The sequence below is a fragment of the Brevibacterium sp. MGP-B1 genome (assembly GCF_057766545.1).
Map to the genome: position 1 here is coordinate 4,232,606 of NZ_CM173407.1, position 23,551 is coordinate 4,256,156.

17 protein-coding genes are annotated in these 23,551 nt (G+C 61.7%); 8 read left to right on the forward strand and 9 right to left on the reverse strand.

The window, feature by feature from the left end; translation table 11 throughout:
• Positions 1-182: 182 nt before the first annotated feature.
• Complete coding sequence (locus AC3CD9_RS19135) at positions 183-2,003, forward strand: hypothetical protein (protein WP_488365591.1); 1,821 nt, start codon at positions 183-185, stop codon at positions 2,001-2,003.
• A gap of 1,230 nt (positions 2,004-3,233) precedes the next feature.
• Positions 3,234-3,596 (forward strand): hypothetical protein, encoded by a 363-nt coding sequence (locus AC3CD9_RS19140; protein WP_488365592.1) that lies wholly within the window; start codon positions 3,234-3,236, stop codon positions 3,594-3,596.
• Positions 3,597-3,703: 107 nt separating this feature from the next.
• Here AC3CD9_RS19140 and AC3CD9_RS19145 read toward each other — a convergent pair whose 3' ends face one another.
• From AC3CD9_RS19145 to AC3CD9_RS19165, 5 genes are all read right to left on the reverse strand, one after another.
• Positions 3,704-4,627: an LCP family protein gene (locus tag AC3CD9_RS19145; RefSeq protein ID WP_488365593.1), complete on the reverse strand. Its 924-nt coding sequence runs from the start codon at positions 4,625-4,627 to the stop codon at positions 3,704-3,706.
• Between the two features lie 138 nt (positions 4,628-4,765).
• Positions 4,766-5,731: a YceI family protein gene (locus tag AC3CD9_RS19150; protein ID WP_488365595.1), complete on the reverse strand. Its 966-nt coding sequence runs from the start codon at positions 5,729-5,731 to the stop codon at positions 4,766-4,768.
• A gap of 193 nt (positions 5,732-5,924) precedes the next feature.
• Entirely contained in the window at positions 5,925-7,709 is a 1,785-nt protein-coding gene (locus tag AC3CD9_RS19155) for a sodium:solute symporter family protein (RefSeq protein WP_488365597.1), read from the reverse strand.
• A gap of 265 nt (positions 7,710-7,974) precedes the next feature.
• Entirely contained in the window at positions 7,975-8,625 is a 651-nt protein-coding gene (locus AC3CD9_RS19160) for a TetR/AcrR family transcriptional regulator (protein ID WP_488365599.1), read from the reverse strand.
• Positions 8,625-10,613, reverse strand: coding sequence for an oxidoreductase (locus AC3CD9_RS19165; protein WP_488365601.1), 1,989 nt, complete (start codon positions 10,611-10,613; stop codon positions 8,625-8,627). The genes AC3CD9_RS19160 and AC3CD9_RS19165 overlap by 1 nt, the downstream gene beginning before the upstream one ends.
• A gap of 220 nt (positions 10,614-10,833) precedes the next feature.
• Here AC3CD9_RS19165 and AC3CD9_RS19170 point away from each other — a divergent pair, with 220 nt between their 5' ends.
• Positions 10,834-12,084 carry an AlbA family DNA-binding domain-containing protein gene (locus tag AC3CD9_RS19170; RefSeq protein ID WP_488365602.1) on the forward strand — a complete coding sequence of 417 codons (1,251 nt, stop codon included), beginning with the start codon at positions 10,834-10,836 and terminating at the stop codon, positions 12,082-12,084.
• Positions 12,085-12,311: 227 nt separating this feature from the next.
• On the opposite strand, the gene AC3CD9_RS19175 is transcribed toward AC3CD9_RS19170, so the two are convergent.
• On the reverse strand, positions 12,312-13,499 hold the full coding sequence (locus tag AC3CD9_RS19175; RefSeq protein ID WP_488365603.1) for a YbfB/YjiJ family MFS transporter: 1,188 nt from the start codon (positions 13,497-13,499) through the stop codon (positions 12,312-12,314).
• Between the two features lie 272 nt (positions 13,500-13,771).
• On the opposite strand from AC3CD9_RS19175, the gene AC3CD9_RS19180 reads away from it, so the two are divergent.
• Entirely contained in the window at positions 13,772-15,214 is a 1,443-nt protein-coding gene (locus AC3CD9_RS19180; protein ID WP_488365605.1) for a hypothetical protein, read from the forward strand.
• A 123-nt stretch (positions 15,215-15,337) separates the two neighbouring features.
• Here the strand turns inward: AC3CD9_RS19180 and AC3CD9_RS19185 are convergent, their stop codons facing one another.
• From AC3CD9_RS19185 to AC3CD9_RS19195, 3 genes are all read right to left on the reverse strand, one after another.
• A complete protein-coding gene (locus tag AC3CD9_RS19185) occupies positions 15,338-16,456 on the reverse strand; it encodes an NAD(P)/FAD-dependent oxidoreductase (RefSeq protein ID WP_488365606.1) in 1,119 nt (372 codons plus the stop codon).
• A 68-nt stretch (positions 16,457-16,524) separates the two neighbouring features.
• A complete protein-coding gene (locus tag AC3CD9_RS19190) occupies positions 16,525-17,805 on the reverse strand; it encodes a DUF3500 domain-containing protein (protein ID WP_488365607.1) in 1,281 nt (426 codons plus the stop codon).
• A gap of 20 nt (positions 17,806-17,825) precedes the next feature.
• Positions 17,826-18,557 (reverse strand): FadR/GntR family transcriptional regulator, encoded by a 732-nt coding sequence (locus AC3CD9_RS19195; RefSeq protein WP_488365608.1) that lies wholly within the window; start codon positions 18,555-18,557, stop codon positions 17,826-17,828.
• A 62-nt stretch (positions 18,558-18,619) separates the two neighbouring features.
• Between AC3CD9_RS19195 and AC3CD9_RS19200 the strand changes: the two genes are divergently transcribed.
• The 4 genes from AC3CD9_RS19200 to AC3CD9_RS19215 are packed head-to-tail and all read left to right on the forward strand — an operon-like array spanning position 18,620 to position 23,543.
• On the forward strand, positions 18,620-19,474 hold the full coding sequence (locus AC3CD9_RS19200) for a fumarylacetoacetate hydrolase family protein (protein WP_488365610.1): 855 nt from the start codon (positions 18,620-18,622) through the stop codon (positions 19,472-19,474).
• A 57-nt stretch (positions 19,475-19,531) separates the two neighbouring features.
• Positions 19,532-20,779 carry an MFS transporter gene (locus AC3CD9_RS19205; RefSeq protein ID WP_488365611.1) on the forward strand — a complete coding sequence of 416 codons (1,248 nt, stop codon included), beginning with the start codon at positions 19,532-19,534 and terminating at the stop codon, positions 20,777-20,779.
• Complete coding sequence (locus AC3CD9_RS19210; protein ID WP_488365612.1) at positions 20,776-22,560, forward strand: FAD-dependent monooxygenase; 1,785 nt, start codon at positions 20,776-20,778, stop codon at positions 22,558-22,560. The genes AC3CD9_RS19205 and AC3CD9_RS19210 overlap by 4 nt, the downstream gene beginning before the upstream one ends.
• A complete protein-coding gene (locus tag AC3CD9_RS19215; protein WP_488365613.1) occupies positions 22,557-23,543 on the forward strand; it encodes an alpha/beta hydrolase fold domain-containing protein in 987 nt (328 codons plus the stop codon). Before AC3CD9_RS19210 ends, AC3CD9_RS19215 begins: the two co-directional genes overlap by 4 nt.
• Positions 23,544-23,551: the final 8 nt, after the last annotated feature.

The window sequence follows — 23,551 nt, forward strand, 5'->3', positions numbered from 1 at the left end:
CTAGATTGATCACCGGTGGAAATTGAACGTGTTTTGAAGCGATCCGCGCGATTCCATTCGAACTACGTAAAGTGGGAAAAATAGATGAGATTCGGTTCTGTAATGGGTTATCTTTGGAGCCAGTAGGACTATTGAATGAGTTTCGAGTCTACGGTCCACCCAGCGAAGCATAGGAGATTGAAGTGTCTGTTTTCCTTGTAAGTATTGGTGAGCAGCGCTCTATTTCGTCGAGCTCTGGAAGCGATAACACGGTAAGTCATCAAGTGATTGCGAAACGGCTGTCGGAAACATGCTCTCGGTGGATTGGTAAGAAGTATTCTCGAATTCCCTCTATTTTCACTGATGGTGGAGGAATAGGGTTTCTCGGCCTCGTATGGGAAAGTAGTGGCACGCGTTCGTCGCTGGTAAGGGAGGGCGGTCGTGTAGTTCTATCCTCCGATCCTGTTTCTGCGTCGGATTTGGCTGCTGATGTGCACCGTGTTGGCGGCAGGCTTGTTTATTCGCGTCCTGTTTGGGGGTCCTATAGCGCAGTCTTATACGAGCGGAATGAGCAACGTCTCACGGCCTGGGGCACTTCGCCGAGTCTCGAGACCATTTATTATGGTGAGAGTGATGGTAAGGCCTATTTCAGTAATCGAGCCATCTTAGTTGCTGAAGCAATGAAGTCCAATCGTCAGGGCTTAGTGGATTTAGACTCGGAGTTTTACTCTGAGTTTCTTTTGTACGGCTACTCGATCACCGGAGCGACGCCGTTCTCCGGGGTCCGTGTGTTGGATAATCAGTATTCTATAGTTGCGAGTCGATCGGGCTTAGTATCAGGAGAGGTACCTCCTGGTTTGGAATTTGGACTGCACCCGTCTCATACAGCCGAAGAAGGTGCGGAAGCCCTCGCGACTTCGCTCCGTGAAAGTACTGCGCGGTGTGTTGATCGGTTGGAATCTTCTTCAATTCAGTTACGTTTGAGCGCTGGTAAGGATAGCCGACTCTTACTTGGTCTGTTAAGGGAACTTGGCGTGTCAGGTTACGCAGTCACGTTCGGCCGACCCGTGGGAGATTCAGAAGTTGAGCTTGCTTCTCAGCTCGCGGAGTTGGCACAGTTTCCTCACATCGTTTCGAGCCCGAAGTTTGCGCCTGGAGGAACTATCAGGGAGCGCTCACTCTGGACTTTGCGGAATTCAGGGGGCCTGCCGTTGTCTGAATCTCATGGGATGATTTATCGCGGCGCGGAGCCAAGGGCGGTAGGTGATGGCTTGATGCTTGGCCAGTGGCCTCTGATGAAGGGAGGATTGGCTAAGCGGATGCGTCTAGGGCCCGGTGAGGCGTTACAGGCCGTTCATAATCAGGGCTCTGGAATTTTAAAGCCTACTGTTCGACAAAGATATGACGCGTTCCTAACACATTGGTTTTCTAATTGTAGTGCGCAGAATGACATTGATCGTCTATATATGTTTTCTCGCCAATTCCGATCTGGCCGGTGGTTGCAACCATCGATTGCTTTATACAGTCAGGAATCCGAAATCGTATACCCGATTAGCGATGCCGCAGTGACATCGGTTGCTGACTCGCTGACCTTAGCTGAAAAGATTTCTGACAGGACCTTGTTTTCGGTCCTTCACGATATCTGGGCGAGTTCGTTCAATGTGCCTTTTGCTTCGTCAGCCTGGCGTTTCCCGATGCATGAGGCGTTAAGTGGCACGACTAAGGATGCTCTAGACGCCTATGTTGGAAGTGTTTCCCCGTCGTCGAACGTGTCATCTACCGTACGTAATGTTGCTCCGGAATATTCGACTGCCACTGTGTCTAACATTGCAAAGGATATTCTTTCGTCGCCCCTAAATGACAGTCTTGGGGACTTGTTGAACGGTAAATTTATCCGGTTTCTAGAAGAAGCTTCCTCAGGTGGCAATCGCGTATTTGAAGATCAGGGTATTAAACGGACTGCGCAGTTAGTTTGGCGGGCGTATGCTTTGATGCTGCTTGATTCACTCGAATGGTATATTTGAAGCATTGTTTTCTTGTTGAGTGGCGCACTGGTTTACGTCTCGCCGTTACTATGGGTGCGTCGTTACAATGGATCAGCGTTTTAGTGTTGTTTTCATGGCGCATGTATACTATTTGCGGTTGCATGCGACCGGTCTTGATGAGAGTTTCTATTGTTTAATTAGTGATAATCGTCGATAGTTTCAATTTTGCGTCGTTGATGCGGCCTTCTAGGGAGCACTCCAGACGGGACGGTTGGGGGCCTCCATCTGAGCTGTGCGCTTTCGGTGGATTCAACCATTGCAGCCCAAGCGCGCAGAGGTCGGATCGAGGTGGTGAGTTCAGATCGAGCGAGTTTCTCCTTGCTCTGACTAACGGGGCGCGTTGTTCCCTGAGTGGCGGTATTACAGTGGCTACCGCGTGTAGCCAATTCTCTCTAGTCCAGAGGAATTTGATGAGCTCGCCGTCGTAGGGCAGGGTATGACCACTCGGTACTCGCGAACTATTGCGTGGTTGTACGATCATAGTAGAAGAGTCGAAGCGTTTCGTTTGGTGGCGTTCTAGTGGGGAGCGGCTAAGTACCTGAAGGGCTTTCGAACGGGAATCGTTGACGCCCATGTTGCCTTCTCTGCGCTCCAATTGGGGTAAGTTTACGAAAGATGTTTGATTCATGATCAATTTCGATTGGGGAGGCGACGTTGACTTCATTCGTTCCATTGCAAAGTGATTATGCGAGATTTTCTACTGTCATCAGGAGTTTTGACTCAATAGGGGCGTTCACTGCCGGTCGAGACACTACTGGGTTGTCATCGATCACGTACGGTGAAGGGACTCTTGACCTTCTAGTGGAAGACCGCGGCAGTGCGACGACCATCATCATTTTTCATGCGGCGCTTCCTAGTCGAGTCACCACGTATCCGGTATTCTCTGGGCTTCGAATGCTTGATGGTGTTCCCGCGAACATAGTTTGCGTTTCGGACCCTTCATTGCGTTTGGGTCTTAGTCTTGCGTGGTTTGCGGGGAATGCTTCCCAGCCACTACAGAGTGACTTGCCAGCTGTGTTAGCACACGTATTGTCGTCGTTTGACAAGGGACGCCACAGCATCTTTTTCGGTGGTTCGGGTGGCGGGTTTGCTTCCCTCTACTATTCCCGATACTTTCCAAGATCGCTCGCTCTTGCGGCTAATCCGCAAACTGCTTTGGAACGGTACGTCCCGTCCGCAGTCACCCGGTACTCCGAAACAGCCTGGGGAGTGTCCGACATCCAGGAAGCACCCATTCGCTCGGATCTATCGGACCACTACAAAGGGGACTTCTCCAACACAGTCGGATATATTCAAAACATTCAAGACACTCACCATCGCAAGTACCACATGCTGCCTTGGCTGCGTTCCTTCCCTGAGCCGTCAGAGAAGATCCATCTTATGCTGGACGGTTGGGGAAAAGGGCATGTTGTGCCGCCAGTAGGCCTTTTGTCTTCTATGCTCGATTCACTGAGTCGTGCAGACGGCGACTGGGGCTTCGCACTTTCTAAAGCAGGCTTTCAGCAAGCGCCTGGACGGCATTATCCCTGGGAGACTTTCGTGAAGTGGACTCAAGGCCAGAAGTCGCGGTGAAGTTTCGCTGTAAATGACTGCTTTGAGGGATCTTTAAGTTGTGCAGTCCAAAAGTTGGTCTTGCAGTCGTTGCGCCGAAAAGTTGGCAAATAGGTTGCGAGGAGCAGCTAATATCCCAAGGAAACGAGGTAGCGGAAGAAGTCTGCGAGGTCGTTGCTTGTCAAAGCGTTCTTAAGCGCCGGCACTGCCTCGGGATCGAAGTCAATGATGACTGTGCCGTCCTCCGCGCGACGCGAGTTCGTTGGCACGGTGACGACTGCGATGTCGTCTGTCTGCAGAGTGCGGAGGCGGTTGGCGATCTTGACGAGTTCGCCCGTAAACAGCTCGGCGTTGTGCTGAATCCCTGACGCGAAATGTCCGAGCACGGCCGCACCCATGTTCGGGTCCTTGACCAACCCGCCTGACTTGAGCCCCTGAACAAGAGCACGCACGACAGCACGCTGGTTACGGGTCCGCGTCTGGCCGGCATCATCGACCGGGTCAGCCGCGGTGAAGATCGACGATGTCGCTCCGTCGAGGTTGTTCGTCCCCTCGACGAAGTCGGTTCCGCCGGAACTGAACGCAGCGCGGCTGTAGACCTGCAGACCGCCGAGTTCGTCGATGACTCGGCCGAGCGCGTCTGACTCCAGCTGTGCGATGTGATCGATGCGGATGCCAAGGAACTCCTCGGCCATGGCCACGACGACCGGCCACCCACCCTCGTCTGCGATAGTACCGAACGTCTGACCCGATTCGACCTGCGTCGACGGATTGAATACGAGCACGGCGGCGAAATCACCGGCGGCGGGAACGTGGATGACCGCGAAAGTGTCACCCTGGCTCGATGACTGCGGGGCCGCCTCGGCGAGGTTGCCGGGATTGGTCACCCGAAGCATCAGGGTGCGGGAATCGTCCGCCGCTGGGCGGATGTCTGCGGGCGGGAAGGCCGCCTCGGCGGGAATGGTCTTCGACGCGTCATCGAACTCGGCACGGGCGGCGTTGAGATCCTTGAGAGAACCGATGGCAGAGACCATCTTCGTCAGCTTGGCCATGGCAGTCCCACTCCCTCTGTCAGGTCACACGGTGATGGTCCCAATAATAGCCGCGGGTGAGATCGGCTCGTGTACCGATCTCACCCGCGGTGAGGACTGCTGTGCTGGGCCGCTGACGTCAGCGGACGCGCGCTGTACTCAGCGGAGGCCGAAGAGCTTTCCGAACGTGCTTCCGGACGACTGAGCATCCGACTGCTTGGCCTCCGGTGCCTTCTCAGCCGGCTTGTCAGCCGGAGTTTCGGCTGGCTTGACCGGTGGCGGGGGAGGGAACTCCGTGCCGGCCGCTTCTGAGTTCGGGGCCACCGATGCTGCGTTCTCCGGTGCCTTCGGGGCGGGAGGGGCAGTCTCGTCGGCTGCCGGGGTCGGAGTCACCGACTCGGGAGCTTCGGGTGCTGGAGCGTCAGCGGAGTTCTCCGGAGCGTCGGTTGCCGGTGCTTCAGCTTTCGGGGCTGCCGCGTCGGCCTCGGGAGCCGGGGTCGCCTCGGTGACGGGTTCCTGTGTTTCGGTGAAGGCCGCGTCCTCATCGGAGGTCTCGGACGAATCGGCGGGGGCCGCCTCGTCGAGGTTCTTGATGAGGGAGAGCTCGAACTCGAGCGTGATCTTGTCGCTGACGAGCACGCCACCGGAATCGAGCTTCGTATTCCAGGTCACGCCCCAGTCCTTGCGGTCGATGCGGCGGGTGCCCTCGAGGCCGGCGCGCAGGTTGCCGAAGGGGTCGGTGTCCACGCCGATGAGCTCGAGCGGAACGGACACGATCTTCGTCATGTCACGGATCGCCAGCTCACCGGTGACGATGTAGGAGCCTTCGTCGACCTCGTCGATGGCGGAGGACACGAAGCGGATCTCCGGGTAGGTCTCCACGTCGAAGAAGTCTGCCGAGCGCAGGTGCTCGTCGCGGCCCTCGGCGCGGGTGTCGACGCTGGCGGTCTGGATGATGACCTCGGCGGTCGAATCGGCGAGATCCTCGGTGATGTCGGCGAAGCCGGATACATCATTGAACGCTCCGCGCACACGCGAGACCATGGCGTGGCGTGTGGAGAAGCCCAGTCGGGAGTGGGCGGGATCGATGTCCCAATGACCGGTGATCCCGGGTGCTGCTGACATGGGGTAGCTCCTTCGGTTCCTCCGCACTCCGTATGGGGAGGCTGTCGTTCTCGTGTGATCGGTGAAACGGCAATCGCCTACGTAGTCTTACACGCGCGGGCGTCTGTGTGCCACCTCACCGAGGGGTGTTTCGGGGTGTGGGATGGTTCGTGGTTTCGGGATTCGGGAGGTCAGGGGTCGATGGTCGCGGTGATCAGCTGATAGCCATGGCGTAGGGAACTGCATAGAGCAACAGCATGGCGAGTCCGCAGAGGATGAGAACGATGACCGTTCCGATGACCCACGTTCGGGTGCGCCGGTACTTGGCAGGATCGCGGTCTTCGGCCGGAATCACCATGAGCCTCTCCCGGAACGCATTGCCGCGCTGTGATGGCCGCGTTCCGATGTTGCCCAGCAGGGTACCGCCGATGGACGCCACGAATCCGAGAATCGTGGGATTGAGCAGGTCCGGAAGTTCGATCCCCGCAAACTCTGACAGCGACTCGAAGATCGCAACGACGACGAAGCCGGCGACCATGCCCACCGCGGCACCGCGTGCAGAGAGCTTTGTCGACCGTACGCTCCAGAACGCGATCGGACCCCACGATGCGGCGAACAGAGTTGCCGCGAAGTAGCCGATCGTCAGGACCGCCGGTGGTGCGACCCAGGTGATCACGAGGACGATCAGACCGGCGATCACCATCGTCCACCGAGCGACCTGGAGCCCGTGGATGTCATTGTCTCCGGACGTGTCGGTCGACTCGTTGTTCGGTCCGTCAGTGGTGGTGGCGATGCCTGTCTCCGGGGTGGGCGGTCCGCCTGAGGTCGCAGCCGGTCCAGTTGAGGCGACCGCTGTGCCGACTGAAGCGGTCGCGGTCGCGGTCGTTGCCTCGATCGTTGCGAGTTCGGGTTCTCTGACGCGCTTGCCGGTCAGGTAGGGCATGACGTCGTTGGCGGCAGAGAATCCGATGAGAGACAGGAAGGACGCCGCCGATGACAGTCCCGCTGCCACGATTCCGGTGACGGCGATGACGCCCAACAACGACGGCAGGACATTCTGCCCGGCCCAGATGAAGGCGATCTCGCTGGGAGCGATGCCGTCGTTGAACAGGTTGATTGAGAATCCGCCGAAGGTGAGGAAGAGGTAGGTCACCGCCAGCGCTGCGGTCGCGAAGAGTGCCGACCGGATGGCGACATGTTCGTTCTTCGCCATGAGGAATCGACTCGACTGCCACGGGCTCACAGCGACCACGGTGCACCACACGATGCCGAAGGTCACGGCGTAGATGACAGCCTGAGCCGGGGTGCCAATGTAGTTGTCCGCACCGGTCAGCCCGTGCCACGAGATGCCATCGGGTTTGCTCGTCAGCTCCGCCATCTTCTGCATCGCGGTCACCGGTCCACCCGAAGCGCCGATGATCCACCCCATGCCCAAGATCGCCGCGACGCTGAAGACGACGAACATGATCGTGTCGTTGACGAGGACTCCCTGGGAGCCCGACATGAACGTGAAGATCGTGTACGAGGCCCAGACGATCACGAGGAGCACCCATTGCGGAATGTCGATGAGCTGTCCGACGACGAGGACCAAGCCCTGGGTCACCGCGACGAGGTACAAACCGATGCCGACGACGACCATGACTCCGGCCAGAGCTTGGAGGCCCGGCGAGTTGAACCGCTTGCCGAAGTACTCCGGCACTGTCAGAGCAGACGAACGCCGCAGATAGCGGCCGAAGAGCATGACTCCCAAGACGTAGCCGGAGATGTTGAATGCTGTCAGCAGCAGCATGACCACGGGGTACCCGTCGTAGGAGAAGCCGAGCTCACCCATGAACGAGACGGTGGACAGGAATGATGCGACGAGTGTGCCGGCGACGAGGAAGGTCGGGGCCGCGCGGCCCGCGACGTAGTAGTCGGACTTGTCTTTCACCTTACGACCGACGACGGCCCCGATGACGAGGTAGAGGACAAAGCTTCCGAAGATGGCAGCTGCGAACATTTCAGTTGCGTCCCTTCTCGTTTGGTCGAGACAGCAGATCATTCGGCTGGTCATTCGTCCCAGTGTGCTCAGAGGGTTTGTAGTCTCGACGGATGAGACCGAACCCGATCAGTACGCAGCAGGTCGGTACGACGGCGTACACGACGGAAACTGCTATAGATCCCCACATCAGATGTTCCTCCCTTGGATCAATCAGTCGATGTTTGAGGTGGTAAGTGGTGGTGCGTTTGAGTGTGCGCGTGCGCGTCTGCTTGTGGCGGGCTGGTCAGGCGTCGCCGAGGTGGTCGATCGGGTTTTGCGGAGCACCTAAGAGGACGCGTGCGGTTCGCTGCAGAACCGACTCGATACGTTCGACGTTCGTGCCGGTCGCCCCCGTTGCGTGTGCGATTTCGAAGCCGTCAAGCTGTGCCAGCAGGGCATCGATGGCGATCTCCGCATCCAGCGGGGGGACGAAGCTTCCATCGGCGATCCCTGCTTCGACGATGCGTCGGATGACCTGTTTCCACGCGAGGAAGACCTCATCGAGCAGGCCCCGCAGCTCGTCGTCTCTGGTTGCCGCCGCCACGAACTCGATCCACAGGCGCGTCCGGTTGGAGAAGTCGGCGACATGGAAGAAGTCGTGGAAGGTCTGAGCCAGGCTGGTCCACGGGTCTGTTCCTTCGCGGAACGATGCTCTGACCAAAGCGATGACGTTCTGCGAATGCTGCTGGTAGGCGCTGAGAATGAGGTCTTCGCGCGAGTCGAAGTAGTACTGGATGGTCCCGACCGAAATGCCCGCGGAGCTTGCGACATCCTTGAGGCGGATCCCCGATGTGCCGCACTCGCTGATCAGCCTCAGCGTCGCCGTGATTACTGTTCCCCTGCGGTCGGCGATCTCCTCCTGTGACAGGGAGGGGCGTCCTGTTCGAGCACTCATCAGGCGCTCGCCCTGGCTCGGTGGCCGGTGCCGAGGATGAAGTCATTGGCAGCGGTCAGGCCCTCATAGACGGCCTCTTCGACGGTGCGCGGGGCTTTGCAGTCGCCGATGCGCACAGAGGGAATCCCGCTGAGGTCGACCTGCGGGGTCTCTGCACGTGGTGCGTGGTTGACGATCGTCGTGGCGATGTCCTCCACTTGGATGACTTCATCGCACAGCGTTGACTGCAGGTAGACCGTGTCCTCATCGACTCCCGCGAGGCGGACGTCATTGATGAAGGTGACCTTTGACCGAATGAGCTCGGGCATGAGCGCAGTCCTCGTGTACTGCTGGATACCGGCACCGGGGAAGTTCGCCGAGGTGGCCAGCGTGACTGGTCGTTTGCGGGCGAGCATGATCGCCACACCTAAGCCTGCCCAATCGCCTCGCCAGTCGGCGATGAGGACTCCGCCTTGAGGCAGTTCCGGTGCGTCGGACAGATACTGCCTCGAGGTGAGGACCAGGGGAGAGTCGACGATCTCAAAGTCCGGGTCACGATCCGCCGAGCCCGTCGCGAAGACCACGCGGTCGGGGCGCAGCTCGTCGAGATGAGCCGAAGAGAACTCAGTTCCCGTGTGGATGTCGACCCCGGCCCTCACCGCTTCCGCAGTCAGGTTCGTTGCCGCGCCCCCGAACTCCGACCGGTGCGGCAGCTTCTCCGCAAGGAGAACCTGCCCGCCGAGGGACTTTTCGCGCTCGAGGAGTGTGACGTTCGCACCGGCCTCCGACGCCACCGCTGCGGCCTTCAAGCCTGCCGGGCCGCCGCCGACGACGAGCAGACGCGACGCTTCGCGGACGGTCGGGCGGGGGAGGAAGGTGAGTTCTCTGCCGGATTCCGGGTACTGAATGCAGCTGATGCCCACGCCCTGTTGGAAATGGCCGATGCAGGCTTGATTGCATCCGATGCAGGCACGGATCTCGTCGACGGCATCGCGCTGGGCTTTGCTCGCGATCTCCGGGTCGCAGATCATGGCCCGGGTCATGATGCACAGATCTGTCTGGCCCTCGGCGATCGCCTTCTCCGCTTCATGCGGCTGATTGATGCGGCCGGCGACCATCACCGGGCGGTCGGTGAACTTCTTCACCTGCTCGGACAGTCGTCCGAGGTAGGCCGGTTCGTACTGCATCGAGGGGACGATGTGCTGGGCTCCCTGCAGTGTCGACGAGTCGCCGCCGGTGACCGAGATGTAGTCGACCATTCCCTGGTCTTCGACCGCCTTGATGATCTCGAGGACTTCGGTGTCATTCATGCCGCTGCTGGTGAGTTCGTCGCCGGAGATGCGCAGACCGACGACCTTGCCGTCTCCCGCACCGCGGCGAGCTGCGGCGATGGACTCGAGGAGGAAGCGCATCCGGTTCTCCGGGGAACCTCCGTACTTGTCGGTTCTCGTGTTCACTGACGGGTTGATGAATTGGATCGGCAGGTAGCCGTGGCTGGCGACGACTTCTACTCCGTCGATGCCGGCTTCGCAGATGAGCTCGGCGGAATGACCGTAGCCGTCGACGATCTCTTCGATGACCTGTGTCGTCAGCGTCTGGGGGACCACGTGGAAGCGTTCCTGGGGCCGGTCGCTGGGGGCTACCGCCTGGGGTGCCATTCCTTGTTCCCCATCCATGACCTCGCGGCCGGGATGGAACAGCTGAGCGACGATTCCGCACCCGTGCCCGTGCACTGCGTCCGCCACGGCTCGGTACCCCTTCGCGGATTCCGGGTCTGTCGCCATAAGCACATGACTGGTGTAGCGAGCGGTTTCGTGCACTCCGGAGACCTGCAGGACGATCAGCCCCGCCCCGCCGGCCGCCCGCCGTTCGTGATAGGCGACGAGTTCGGATCCGATGAAACCGTCATCGGCGAGCATCGTGTCGTGACCGGAGGACACGATGCGGTTGCGCAGGCGCAGCGGGCCCAGATCGATCGGGCTGAAAAGGTTCGGGAACAGCGAGGACATCAACACCACTCCTCATCATTGAGACGGCTTAATATTACGACGATAATAATATTGTCCGAACGCGATTGCAATGGGGGTTCTGGGGTAGGTGCCGGCCGGATTGAGGTGTGTCATTCCGGGGCAAGGGAAAGAGCTGTTGTATGTTCCAATTCGTTCCGCTGGGCTGAGGCATCAGCACAACGACGAGTAGCCAACCGCGCACACGTCATAGTATCTAGGCATGAGATTCACGCCACTACACAAAGCGCTCGGGCTCGAACCGAGCGAGCAATTGACCGCTGCCATTCTTGAAAGCGCGGTCAGAGAAGGCGTGCCCGAGGCTGAGAACTTGGACTGGAAGCAGAAGTTTCCGCAAGTGAAAAATCTGTTGGATAGCGATGTAAAAAAGGACATTGCAGCGATGGCCAACAGTGGTGGTGGTCTAATCGTCTACGGTGTCAAGGAGTCTCAGTCGAAGGCCGTGGGCCTCTGTCACCCAGGAGAATTCGACGAGCGGTACGAGAGTACCTATCGAAGGGTAGCGATCAGCAAGATCAGCCCGCCCATATTTAATCTAAGGATCGATCGGTTGGGGGACAAGTGCTCAGCAATCGCTGTTGAAGTCTTGCCGAGCTCCGACGTCCCGCACCTCGTTCAATACAAGGATCATTTCGGGGCTCCAATCCGTAATGGGGCCGACACAGTGTGGATGAATGAACGACAGATTGAGGCGATGTACAGAGCTCGTTTTGATGAGCGCCGTAGAGCTGCCGAAACGCTTGATGGCTATTATGCCGAAGCTCTGGAGCAGGTTGGGTCTACCGAGCGGCCGTGGCTCGTCGCTATTGCGCGCCCTAGGATTCCCGACGCTATTGCTCGCCCGAGTTGCGAAGACGCGAGTGCATTGTTCAAGAATGCCGGAGAGTATGCGCTTAAGATGGCGCGCCGTCGGGGAACCCACGTTTTTGACGTAACTGATCATGTCAACCCGCGTCCTGGGCTACGGCGATGGACTGCCCTTGGCCACGTCCGTGACGAAGATTCACCTGGTCGTGCGGCTTGGGCAAATGTTCATCATGACGGATCTGTCAGCTTGGTTGCGCCGGTCGGAGGCTTAAGGGCAGGACAGGAGTACGTGTGCGAACCACATGACGTGCTGCAGTGGGAAATAGAAAACGCGGTAGTAGATCTTGCTGCATTGGTTCGTTCGGGGAGCAAAGTTCTGGGCCACGATGAGTACGATGTGCGAATTGGAGTTGAATGGGCCGGTTCAGAGGCGCTGCGCGTTATAGAAGTGGGCTGGGGTGGGCACACCTACTTTGGTCGATCGATACCTCTGCGGAGATACTCGCCAGTAAGAACTACCCTCGCTCCGGCGATGAGTACGGCTGATTTTCAACGAGCAGTACACGCTCTCGCCGAGGACTGCATCAATCAGGGAGGGCTCACTGAGCTGATAGTGGTCAAGGAGCCTGATGATGCCGACATCTGAAAAGTGTGGTGCTTCAACCTGGGTTCTAACCTTCGTGAACTCCCTAAGGTTTCTAAAAGCTCGTAGTCCTCATAGTTGGTTCTTGGGGATGTTTGTGGCTTCGCCGGACCTAGCTAGAGTGGCTCGAGTGCTCACGTTCATGCCTCTGAGTTGAAAAATACATCGCCCGCACTGGGGTGCTCTGTGTCGGCAAGCATTCTCAGGACGACTGTTCGGTCACCGGTTTTTCAGCGGCCGACGTTGCTGGCGAGGACGCCGACGAGGGTCAAAGCCATGGCGATGGCCAAAGCGATCGCCGAGGCAATGAAAGCCGCGGCGATGTGCTCGCTCAGGGCCGCGGCCACGATGGCGGGGCCGACGATCTGACCGATGCTGTACCAGGACGTCAGCTTCGCCGAAGCATTCGCCACTCCCATCTGCGTGCCGACGCCGATCGTCATCATCACTGCCCCGATGAAGGTGAAGCCGAAGAGTGCCGCAGCGATGAACAGCACGATCGGGGTGGAGCCGAAGACGGCGAGCAGGGCGCCCACGACCTGCAGGCAGTAACAGGCGGTGAGTGCCTTGACCGTGCCGAGGCGGGCAGCGACCGCCGACCAGGTCAGGGGAGAGACCGCCGTGGCGATCCCGGCGATGAGCCACGTCGAGGCGGCCGCGGTGGCCCCGAAGACAGGACCGGCCAGCACGACGAGGTAGGTGCCGATGATGATGTAGCCGCCGCCTTGGAAGAAGTAGCCAGTGGAGAGGATCGCCATGGCTCGGCGACGATTGGCCTCGAAGGGGGTGGCCGCCTCGGCGGGGTCATTGGTGTTGGTCTCGGCCGGGTCGGGCGCCTCGGCGATGGTGTGTGGTGGGATTCGGGCGGGGATCGACCAGGTCCAGGCGATGATGGTGAAGATTGCGGACACGGCCGCGCAGATGAGCCACAGCTGGCGCCAGTCGGCGAAGCTGCCGGCGGCGAGCACGATGGCTCCGGAGACGAGGATGCCGAAACCGACTCCGCCGTAGGAGATGCCGCCGTCGCGCGGTTTGCGTGAGTTCGCGGGAATCCGTTGGGTCACGCACACGAAGATCAGCCCCGAGGCGATGCCGGCGATCGTGCGGATGCCGCCCTGCCAGATGAGGTTCGGGGTCAGAGCGACCGCAGCCAGGCCCACGGTGGAGACGATGAGGCTGAGGCGGTAGACGAAGCGGTTGGGTTCGACCCAGCCCTGGGCGATGAAGAGGGTGCCGATGAAGTAGCCGACGTAGTTGAGCGTCGCGATCCACGCGCCGGGGGAGGAACCCCAGTGGAGGGCTGCGACCATGAGCGGCAGGGCCGGGGTGTAGAAGAAGCGGCCCATGCCCATCGCCACCGAGAGGCCGAGCGCTCCGCGGACAGGGGTGAGGGAGGAACTGCCGGTGTTGTCGGGCACAGTGGTTCCTCTCTGCAGGTGGCGTGGTCTCCACCTCTACGATGCCATGACTGTGGAAGTTGTTGATTCCGCGGGGACAGGGCAGAGTTATTGGAGTGAACCTCAGAAGGAGTATCCAGGGCGGCGTGGTGGCGCTCGCCCTCGTTCTGTCGGGGTGTTCGGGGTTCGACTCGGACGGTTCGTCGTCCTCGAGCCAGTCCCCGGAACCGAGCCCTACGCCGACTGAATTCGAGCAGTCGTTTGCCGGCACGATCTCCGGAGATGATGCGGTTGTGACAGCGTCCACCGACCGAACGGGCCCGGGCCTCGTCGCAGACAATGTCGGGATCTCGTTCGAAGCCACCGATCTTGCCGACCCCCGGCTCGATCCGGCGCAGTCCAACCTCGACGAGCAGTTGAAGTCCCTCGGATCGCCGGCGCTGCGGTTCGGGGGCAACGCCCTCGACAGAAGGACGTTCTGGACGTCCAAGGGCGAGAAGCCGAAACACGGTGAGAAGGTCACCGTCACCCCTGATGACCTCAAACGGCTGAAGAAGCTCGTCGATGTCACCGGTTCGTCTGTCACCATCGGCATTCCTCTGGGCACCTACGATCCGGGACGCGGAGCGGACATGGCCGCGCACGCGGTCGACATCCTCGGCGACTCTCTTGTCGGTCTGGCGATCGGCAACGAACCGAACGGGTACACCGTCAAGGATGTGCCCAGCGGTGCCGTGCGGGGCAAGGGGTGGAACAAGGACAAATACGTGGAGCAGCTTGAGGCGTATGCCAAGGCGATCCATGCGAAACGGCCGGATGCGCCGATCATCGGCCCTGATGTCTACGACGGGGCGTGGATGGACGCCTTCGCCGGCTCCGGAGTCAAGCATAAGAAGGCACTCTCGCAGCACTGGTATCAGCTCTACGAATGCGATTCGTCTCAGGTTCCGGGGCGGGGACCGCAGGCGGCGAACCTCATCGATCCCTTGGCGAAGGAAGCGGCGAAGAAGAGCCTCGGCATCGGGAAATCGAAGGCGGACGTTGCGGGCTTGCCTCTGTGGCTCGAAGAGACTGGGCCGACGAGTTGCCCAGGCACGAATTACACGTCGCTGACGAACGCCTCGGCGTTGTGGGCGGCCGATTACACGCTGTATGCGGCGACGCTCGGTGTCGAGCGCATGGCCATGCATTCGATGCTCGGGGCGTGCAATGGGGGAGCGCCGATGTCGCTCATCTGCGATCCGGCCGATCACGGGGACCGGTCGAATGAGTTTCAGGTGAGGCCGAATATGTTGGGGCTGCGACTGTTGGTGCCGAGTTTCGGCGGGCATTTCACGCGGACTTCAGTTTCTGGCGGTGGGAATATGAGCGCCTACACGGTGGTGAAGAACGACGGGCGCACTCTGGTGACGACGGTGATCAATGCGAACGATGCTGCCTCGGTGGGCGGGAATTCTGTAACTCTGTCGATGCCGTCGGGGTTCAGTGTTTCGTCGGCGTCGCAGGTTTACGGGGCGTCTAACGATGTGAAGAGTGCGACTCACGTAGTGCCTGCGAATCCGTTGCCGGCTGATGTGCCGTTCAGTGGGGAGGAGCCGACGGACTCGGCGAGTGCTCCGGCTACGTCGGGTGCTGCCAGCTCGTCGCCTGCTCCGACTGACGGGGTCGGGGACCGAAAGCTGAGGATCGATCTTGCTGGGAGCTCGGTGACGGTCTTTATTATGCGCAAGGGGTGAGTGCCTGGTGCAGGCGAAGGTGAGGCAGCGGCTGCTGTGCCGAAGGCGGTGCGGAAGCCTGGTGGGCCGACTCGAGCGCTCTCTCACGCTCACGTGTCGTTGTCGATCGACCAGAGGGCACTGTCACATCGCCATGGCTGTGGGAAATGCAGTCAGTTCCGGCGCGGGATTTCCGAGGATGCTGCGGGCGACAGCATCGCCCAACAGCGGCCCCAGCGTCAGCCCGCCCGCTCCGTAGCCCGTCATGGTCCATAGGCCCGGCCTGTTCGGCACTTCTCCGACGATCGGCAGGTTGTCTTCGCCCATAGGACGGATGCCGACCCGGGTCTCGAGAACCGTGGCATCGGCCAGTCCGGGCGCCAGACTGAGTGCGTCCTGGAGGACCTGCATCTGTCCTGCGGCGGTGACGCGGGGATCGTAGCCGCTCCCGGTCTCGCGGGTCGCGCCGACTGCGATCCTGCCGTCATCGAACGGAGTCATGTAGTTGGGTGTGAAAGGGTGGACCGTCGGCCAAAGTGAGGTGTTCACTCCACGAAGGTGCAGGTGCGTGATCTGTCCGCGCTGCGGGCTCACTGGGCAATTCACATCGAGGGGAAGCAGCAGTTCTGGAGTTCTCGCCCCTGCTGCCACGACGACAGAGTCAACGTCGAACGGTCCGCGCATCGTCTGCACTCGCCATCGGGTGTCGCCGATAGGATTGATCGCGATCACTGCGTCCTCGCGGTGCTCGGCGCCGAGGGTGACTGCGGCGCTCAACGTCGCATTTCTGAGAACGCGGCCGTCGACCCGTCCGCCGCCGGAGACGTACAAGCCCGTCAGTTCGGGGGACAGGGCCGGAAACAGTTCGGCGACCTGTGTGCTGTCTACGCGCTCCACCGCGCCTGCGACGGGACCGGACTCAGCGACGCGTCGAGCTATCCGGTCTTCGACGGCGTCGAGTTCTGCCTCGTCTCGCGAGACCATCAGAGCGCCCGATCGTCTGTATCCGAGTTCGGGGATCCCCAGGTCATGGAGTCCTGCGAGGAACTCCGGATAGTAGTTGCCGCCGGCTGAGTAGGCTTCGTAGAAGGCGCCGTCCGAGGAGGATACCCAGGGAGCGATGATCCCGGCGCTGGCAGCTGTCGCCTGACCCGATGCGGCATCGTCGATCAGAGTGACCGTCGCGCCCCGTCGCGCCAGTCCGTAGGCAGTGGTGACACCAGCGATTCCTCCGCCGATGACGGCGACCTTCATCGTGTTCATAGTCGGCGATATTCCTTTCGGTCCGAGCTCTGGGGTCAGCTTACGACCCCGACCTCACCCTGTGAGTGTCATCGAGTGTTGCTTTCGACTCGGCCGTCACTTCGACGTCGCCACTGGCGGACCCAGGCACGACCGTAGTCGTTCCCGTTGGGCACCCGCATGAGAGTGTGAACGTGGAAGCGTTGGGGAACGTCGTAGTCGAGGAACACTCCGCAGTGGTGGTCGAGTTCGATGATGAGCACCGGGGACTGGAACCGGTAGTAGAACACGTCTCCCGGCTCGGTTCCGCCGATCCAACTGAAGTATGACCCGTTCAGGTGTTCCCTGACTTCGCGCACCTTCGCCCGTCGCGGCCCCTCGGGCAGAATGTTGAGGAAGGCCGCGACGAGGTCGACGACGGCCTCCTGCGTCCGAGTATCCAGCGTGCCCACCTGCACCCCCTCATAGGGGATGACCCGGTTGTCCTGGAACGCTCCGGCAAGGTGACGCTCATCGCCGGGGTGGATGCGCCCTTCGGGCATCGCGGGATCGATGATCTGCTCGTACACGACCGCCTCGGCGCGTTGTTCCTCGTTCAGCAGCGCCATGACATCGGTGCCGGCATCGACGCGATCATCGAAGGAACGCAGTCCGGCGTGCGGCCCCGCGTCGATCTCGTTCGGCTCTGCCCCGTGGAAGACCGGTGAAATCGTCATCCGGCCCTCGACGACGAGGCAGTTGACGGCACAGTGATGGCCGTAGAGATGCCACCCCCAGGGCGCCCTGGCGTCGGGAGTGCCGTAGACGGCGAAGTTGTAGGAGAACTCGCCGAGGATGTTCTCCAGGCCCACGACCTCGCCGAGGAATCCGTTGATGAGCATCATCGCATGGGTGAGTTCGAATCCCTCGGCGCTCAGGCTCGCCCGGACAAGGCCCAAAGCGGCCTGCCGCACCGCCTCCGAGGTGAGCTCCAGCCGCAGGCCGGTGTCGAACTGCATGAACTCAGGATTGGCCCAGGTCTGCCACTCGACCGCATCGACCGGATAGCGCAGCTTCTCCACCTCGTCTGCAGAGCAGGCGCCGAACAGTGCCTCGACGGCTGTGAGCATGGCCGCGACAGGCGCTTCCTCACCCGGCTCGGCGGGGGACAGCGGGTACAGTCCCTCGATGAGCTGACCATCGGCGGTGATTCCTGCGAAGTCGTTGAGGTAGAGAGGCTCCCAGCCGGCGATGAGGTCGCCGGTGAAAGTGCCCGGCTGCTTGGCGACCTCCCGATACTCGTAGGCGTCGAGCTCCTTGAGGTCGTCGATGCGGGGGTGGCCCGGAGGGTACATGAACTGCCGGAACGGGGTGGGGTTCTCCTCGATCATCTGCATCTCTCCTTCGACACTCAGCTGCGTGATGAAGCGTGGGCGGCGACGGCTCGGCGGACGGTATCGAGGTCGCCTGAGGTGATGGCTGCGACGAGGTCCTCATGTACTCGCACGCGCATATCCCAGTAGCTCGAGTCGACCTCTCCGTCCTGCTCGGCATGGGCGCCGGACAGGAATCCCAAGGTGCTTTCGTAGACGGGACGGGCCATCGAGTTCGGGCAGATCGCCGCAATGGCCGCGTGGAGCCTCCAGTTGCTCTGCATGAATTGATCCCAGGTCTCAGCCTCCCGCATCTCGTCGAGGATGGATTCGAGTTCACGGCAGTCGGCTGCCGAGCGGTGGATTGAGGCTTTGACAGCGATGAGCTCCTCGAGCGATTCGCGCAGTTCGATGGCGTCTGCGGCCGACGCGGGATCGCCATCGACGCGCATGAGTGTGTGGCGCAGTCGGACGATCGGGGTCGTCTTCGCCACGAAGAGCCCACCCCCTCGGCCCGGTTTGACGACGAGGACCCCGCGATCGCGGAGGAGCTTGACCGCCTCGCTCACGGTGGTGCGCGCCAGGCCGGTCTCCTTGCGGATGGTTACGAGGGTGCCGAAGAAATCGCCTGCGTTCAGATTGCGTTCGCGGATCGAGTCTCGAATCCTCTCAGCGAGGTGCTCTCCGCGTGAGAGCGGGCGGGAGCGATTGCCTGCTGTCGGAAGGAGCCCGCTGGAGGAGTTCTGGACATCGTCGGTGATCTGTGCCATATTTCTATTTAACCATACAAAACATACATATGTTTAAGCTCTTTACTCTGCGAGGAGACGCAATGAAGCTCATCGGACTGGAAGCCCCCGACCACACGACCTTCGTAGCCGACCGAGTGTCTGCGACCGAGGCACGTGTGATCGGAGAACTCCGAGAGTTCTGGTCCGATGCCGATGCGCACATCGCGGCGGCGGGCGGAACCGAGCGTTCAGAGGCCGGTGAGGTCGTCGCCATCGCCGAGTACCGTGTCGTGCCCCCGGTGCTACCCGAGGCCCGAGTCATCTGCATCGGGCTGAATTATCGCGCCCACCACGCCGAGGGCAGCTTCAAGGAAGAGGCCTTCCCTGAGCACCCGACGCTCTTCGCACGCTGGACACGCAGCCTCAGCGTCGACGGTGCTGAAATCCCGGTGCCCGCCAATGAACGCGGCCTCGACTGGGAAGGTGAGATCGTCGCGTACGTCGGTGCCACCCTCGCTGACGCCGATGAGGACGAAGCGCAGGCTGCGATCGTCGGCTACTCGACCTTCAACGACGTCACCTCCCGGATCGCACAGAAGCTCACCTCCCAGTGGATCCTCGGGAAGAACGGTGACAATTCGGGACCGCTCGGCCCGATCGTGCCTGCCTCCGAAGTCGGCAGCCTCGCTGATGGACTGCGGGTCCAAACCCGAGTCAACGGCGAGACCGTCCAGGACGGCAGCACCTCCGATATCGTCTACTCGCCCGCCTCGACGCTGTCTCTCATCTCGCGCACCTTCACTCTGCAGCCCGGCGACCTCCTGGCCACGGGGACACCCGAAGGGGTCGGCTACACGCGTCAACCAGAATGGCTCCTCCAGCCCGGCGACACCGTCGAAGTCGAGGTCGACAAGCTCGGCACCCTGCGCAACCGCATCATCGCGCGTTCGAACTGAGCCTGCGGCATTCTTCATCCATCCTGTCCGAGTCCACCACTTCAAAGGCGAAGATCAATGACACAGCTGCGAACCCCCACCTGGGTGATCCTCCTCATCTGCTGGATCGCCCTCCTCTGCGACGGATACGACCTCTACGTCTACGGCGCCACCCTGCCCGGTTTCCTCGGCAACCCCGACTGGGGTGTGACCAAGAGCCTCGCCGGCACCGTCGGCAGCATCGCCCTCATCGGCATGCTGCTCGGCTCGCTTGCTGCCGGAACGCTCACCGACAGGCTCGGTCGGCGACGGCTGCTGATGACCTCGCTCGGCATCTTCAGCGTCGGCATGATCCTGTGCGCCCTGGCCCCGAACTTCACGGTCTTCGCAATCTTCCGGTTCATCACCTGCATCGGAGTCGGCGGAGTCCTGCCCACCGCCGTGGCCATCGCGAACGAGTCCGCACCCAAGGGCAAGGTCTCTCTCGCCGTCGGGGCAGTGCTCACCGGGCCGCCGGTCGGGTCCCTCGTAGGAGCGCTGACGGCCACCGCACTCGTCGTCGACCACGGAGTCCGCCCGGTCTACGCTCTCGGCGGACTCTCACTCATCCTGCTGCTGGCCGTGTGGCGGTGGCTGCCCGAATCCGAGGTCTTCCTCGCGGCCAAGGCTGCTCCCGTCACCGCCGGTCGTGTCCGTGCTTCGGGGGTCTCGCGACTGTTCACCGCCCGTCAGCTCGCCCCGACGCTGCTGTTCTGGATCGTGTGCGCGATCAGTATGCTCACAATGTTCGGGATCACGACCTGGCTTCCCGTCATTATGCAGGGTGCGGGGTTCGCCGCACAGTCCTCGATCGCGTTCCTTTCGATCTACTCGGTGGGATGCATCATCGGAACCGTGGTCATCGCATGGATCGCACAGCAGTCGGCACCGAAGTACATGGTCATCCTCGGTTTCTCGATCGCGGCACTGTCACTGTTGGCAGTGTCGATGACGCAGAACCACCTCCTGCTCTTCGCCGCGATCTTCTTCGCCGGCGTCGGAGGAATGGGGACTCAGAACATGATCAACGATCACATCGCCCAGTACTATCCGCCCGAGGTTCGCGCCACAGGGCTCGGCTGGGCGCTTGCCGCCGGCCGTCTCGGCGCCATCGCCGGACCCACCTATGGTGCGATCGCCGCTACTGTCGGTGGCTCCCCGGGGGCCGCCGCCCTGTGGTTCGCGATCCCCGCCGTGCTCGGCGTGGTCGCGGCCATCGCTATGCCGCTGCGTGACAGAACCGCACCCGCCACCACGTCCAAGCCTGCTGAAGGAGTCTCTGCGTGACCATCGTCCACGGACTCGACCGGGTTCCTACCCGCACGACCGTCGCCATCGCCGGCGGCGGCCCGAGCGGAACCTATCTGGCCTTGCGCCTGGCGGCGGCCGGCATCGACTCGGTCGTCCTCGAACCGCGAGTCGAGATCGACCGGCTCCGACCGCGTGCCAAGACCACGAATGCGCGAACCATGTCGCTGCTGGCCGGCATCGGACTGGCTGAAAGAGTCCGTGAGACGGCCGCTCTGCCTGTCTCCTATTCCCAAGACGTCATCTTCTGCACGAGCCTGAGGGGCCACGAGCTCAGACGCTTCCACCAGGCGTTCCAACTCATCGACGGAGACTACGATCTCTCCCCGGAATGCGGTCAGCAGATTCCCCAACCTCAGGTCGAGCAGGTGCTGCGGGAGGCGGCCGCACGCAGCGACCACATCAATTACATCACCGGAGTGCGAGCGTCGGGTGCGAACCCGTCGGCCGCGACCGTGAGCGTTGCCTCGGCCGACGATGCGGACAACGGCACAGTCGAACTGGAGGCGAAGTGGATCATCGGGGCCGACGGTGGGACATCGCGAGTGCGCAAATCCCTCGGCGTCGCCTTTCAGGGAACGAGCGCCCCGCGCCCGAACTTCAACGTCGTCTTCACCTCGGCGAGGTTGCGCGACCACGTGAGTGTCGACCCGGCCGTGCAGTGGTGGATCGTCAATGAGTCCACCTCGGGGATGATCGGCGAACTCGATCGCGACGGCACATGGTGGGCCATCCTCCAGGGCTGTGAACCGATCGACGACCCCGCCGAGGTGGCCGCAACGATTCGGACGATGGCAGGCGTCGGCCCCGACGTCGACATCGAGGTGCTCGCCACCGATTCGTGGACAGCGCGGATGCTGCTCGCCGATTCCTACGGAGGTCGAGAGAGCAACGGTCGCGTCTTCCTTGTCGGAGATGCGGCGCATCTCAATCCGCCATGGGGCGGTCACGGGTTCAACACCTGCATCTCCGATGCGGAGAACCTCGCATGGAAGCTCATCGCCGTCCACGACGGGTGGGCGGAGGAGAGTCTCCTCGACAGCTATGAGGAAGAAAGGCGTCCTGTGGCGGCTCGGATGATCGCCGACGCCGCGGCGAACGGCAAGGCCCTCGCCTATGACTTCGTCGACCCGCTGCTCGACGAGGTCGGTGCCGAGGGCGATGAGGCGCGAACGAGGGTCCGTGAAGCTTTGGCGGTCAAAGCCAGTGAATTCCACTCTGAAGGGCTCGTGCTCGGATACGAGTACGCCGGGACCTCCCGCGTCGCTCCTGGTCCGATCCCCTTCGTCGATGCCATCGAATACCGGCCACAGGCTCTGCCCGGATGCCTGCTCCCGCATTTTCGCCTCTCCAGCGGAGCGAGCGTGTACCCTGATGCGCGCGGCTTCACCGTGTTCGTCACCGACGACGTTTCGGCTTACCTCGCTACCGAAGCACTCGAGCGCACGGCCAGAGAGCACTCGATCCCACTTCGAGTCATCCGATTGTCGGGAACCGATGCCGAGGCAGCGCGTGAGCACTGGGGTGCCGAACTCATGCTCGTGCGGCCGGACCTCCACATCGCGGCCACTGCGTCGGCAGCTGCCGAGAGCGACGACGTGGCTGCCGACGGTGCTGGCACCGACGACGCTTCACCGGACGCAGTCCTTGCAGCGGCGCTGCTGAGGGCGGTCGGGGCTGCGCCGGCAGGAGACCGATCGAGCGAACGCTCGGACGACTCGGCCCCGCGAGACGCGAACCATCAGAGGGAGGCCTCATGACCCACACCATCGCATTCGACCCGAACCATCCCGAGCTGCTCCTCGACCTCGACGTTCCCACCGGCCTGCCACCGGAGTTCGGATGGCCGGTCATCGTCTGGGTCCACGGAGGCGGGTGGCGCCTGCAGGATCGCACCGCCCGTCCCGCTTTCTCCCGACACTTCTGTGCGGCCGGTTTCGCAATGGCCTCCATCGACTATCGGCTCGCCCCCGAACACCCACATCCGGCCCAAGTCCTCGACCTGAGGCAGGCGCTCCGCTGGCTGCGCAGGCATGCCGGCGAATTCGGCCTCGACAGCGACTCGATCGGCCTGTGGGGCTCTTCGGCAGGGTCGCACATCGCGGCGTTCACGGCCCTGAGCGCGCACACACCGAAGCTGCCCGGCGAGTCGATTCCCGCCGACGATGAGGAACTGAGCACCGAGGTGGCCTGCGTCGTCGACGGCTACGGCCCGGCGGATATCGCGGCTCTGCTGCCAGGGTCCCCCACTCCCGCACCACGACAGGAGGAACCAGGACAGGAGCCGACACCGGGCGAACGACGTGCGGCCACGCCCGAAGAGGACCTCCTCGGCGGTCTTCCTCCCATGGCTTCCGCATACGAGGATCTGCGTGAGCGCGCCCGCGAGGCGAGCCCTGTGCACCTCGACGTCAGCGACCCGCCGCCCTTCTTCATCCTCCACGGGACCGCGGACACCGCGGTTCCCGCTGATCAGTCACGGAGCCTCCACGACTATCTGAGTGCACGCGGCGGAGAGTCCCTGCTCTACCTCCTCGAAGGCTTCGGGCACGGGTTCTTCAATCCGGGAGAAGTGCTCGAACTCGGCCCCGGCATCCGACTCGACAACGGCCGCCTCGAAGCCGAACCCGAAACACCCTTCACCGCCGACAACCGCGGCAGCTTCGACCCGGAAGGACGTCACCCGTCCTTCACGCTCGTCCGTGATTTCTTCACCCACCACCTCGGCGGGCCCGAGCGCTGATCGGGGAC

Coding starts and splice junctions, on each gene's coding strand:
- AC3CD9_RS19195 (WP_488365608.1), bottom strand. CDS start 18,557: ATGGCACAGATCACCGACGATGTCCAGAACTCCTCCAGCGGGCTCCTT.
- AC3CD9_RS19145 (WP_488365593.1), bottom strand. CDS start 4,627: ATGGCCAAGCTGACGAAGATGGTCTCTGCCATCGGTTCTCTCAAGGAT.
- AC3CD9_RS19160 (WP_488365599.1), bottom strand. CDS start 8,625: ATGAGTGCTCGAACAGGACGCCCCTCCCTGTCACAGGAGGAGATCGCC.
- AC3CD9_RS19165 (WP_488365601.1), bottom strand. CDS start 10,613: ATGTCCTCGCTGTTCCCGAACCTTTTCAGCCCGATCGATCTGGGCCCG.
- AC3CD9_RS19150 (WP_488365595.1), bottom strand. CDS start 5,731: ATGTCAGCAGCACCCGGGATCACCGGTCATTGGGACATCGATCCCGCC.
- AC3CD9_RS19155 (WP_488365597.1), bottom strand. CDS start 7,709: ATGTTCGCAGCTGCCATCTTCGGAAGCTTTGTCCTCTACCTCGTCATC.
- AC3CD9_RS19185 (WP_488365606.1), bottom strand. CDS start 16,456: ATGAACACGATGAAGGTCGCCGTCATCGGCGGAGGAATCGCTGGTGTC.
- AC3CD9_RS19170 (WP_488365602.1), top strand. CDS start 10,834: ATGAGATTCACGCCACTACACAAAGCGCTCGGGCTCGAACCGAGCGAG.
- AC3CD9_RS19200 (WP_488365610.1), top strand. CDS start 18,620: ATGAAGCTCATCGGACTGGAAGCCCCCGACCACACGACCTTCGTAGCC.
- AC3CD9_RS19190 (WP_488365607.1), bottom strand. CDS start 17,805: ATGATCGAGGAGAACCCCACCCCGTTCCGGCAGTTCATGTACCCTCCG.
- AC3CD9_RS19215 (WP_488365613.1), top strand. CDS start 22,557: ATGACCCACACCATCGCATTCGACCCGAACCATCCCGAGCTGCTCCTC.
- AC3CD9_RS19205 (WP_488365611.1), top strand. CDS start 19,532: ATGACACAGCTGCGAACCCCCACCTGGGTGATCCTCCTCATCTGCTGG.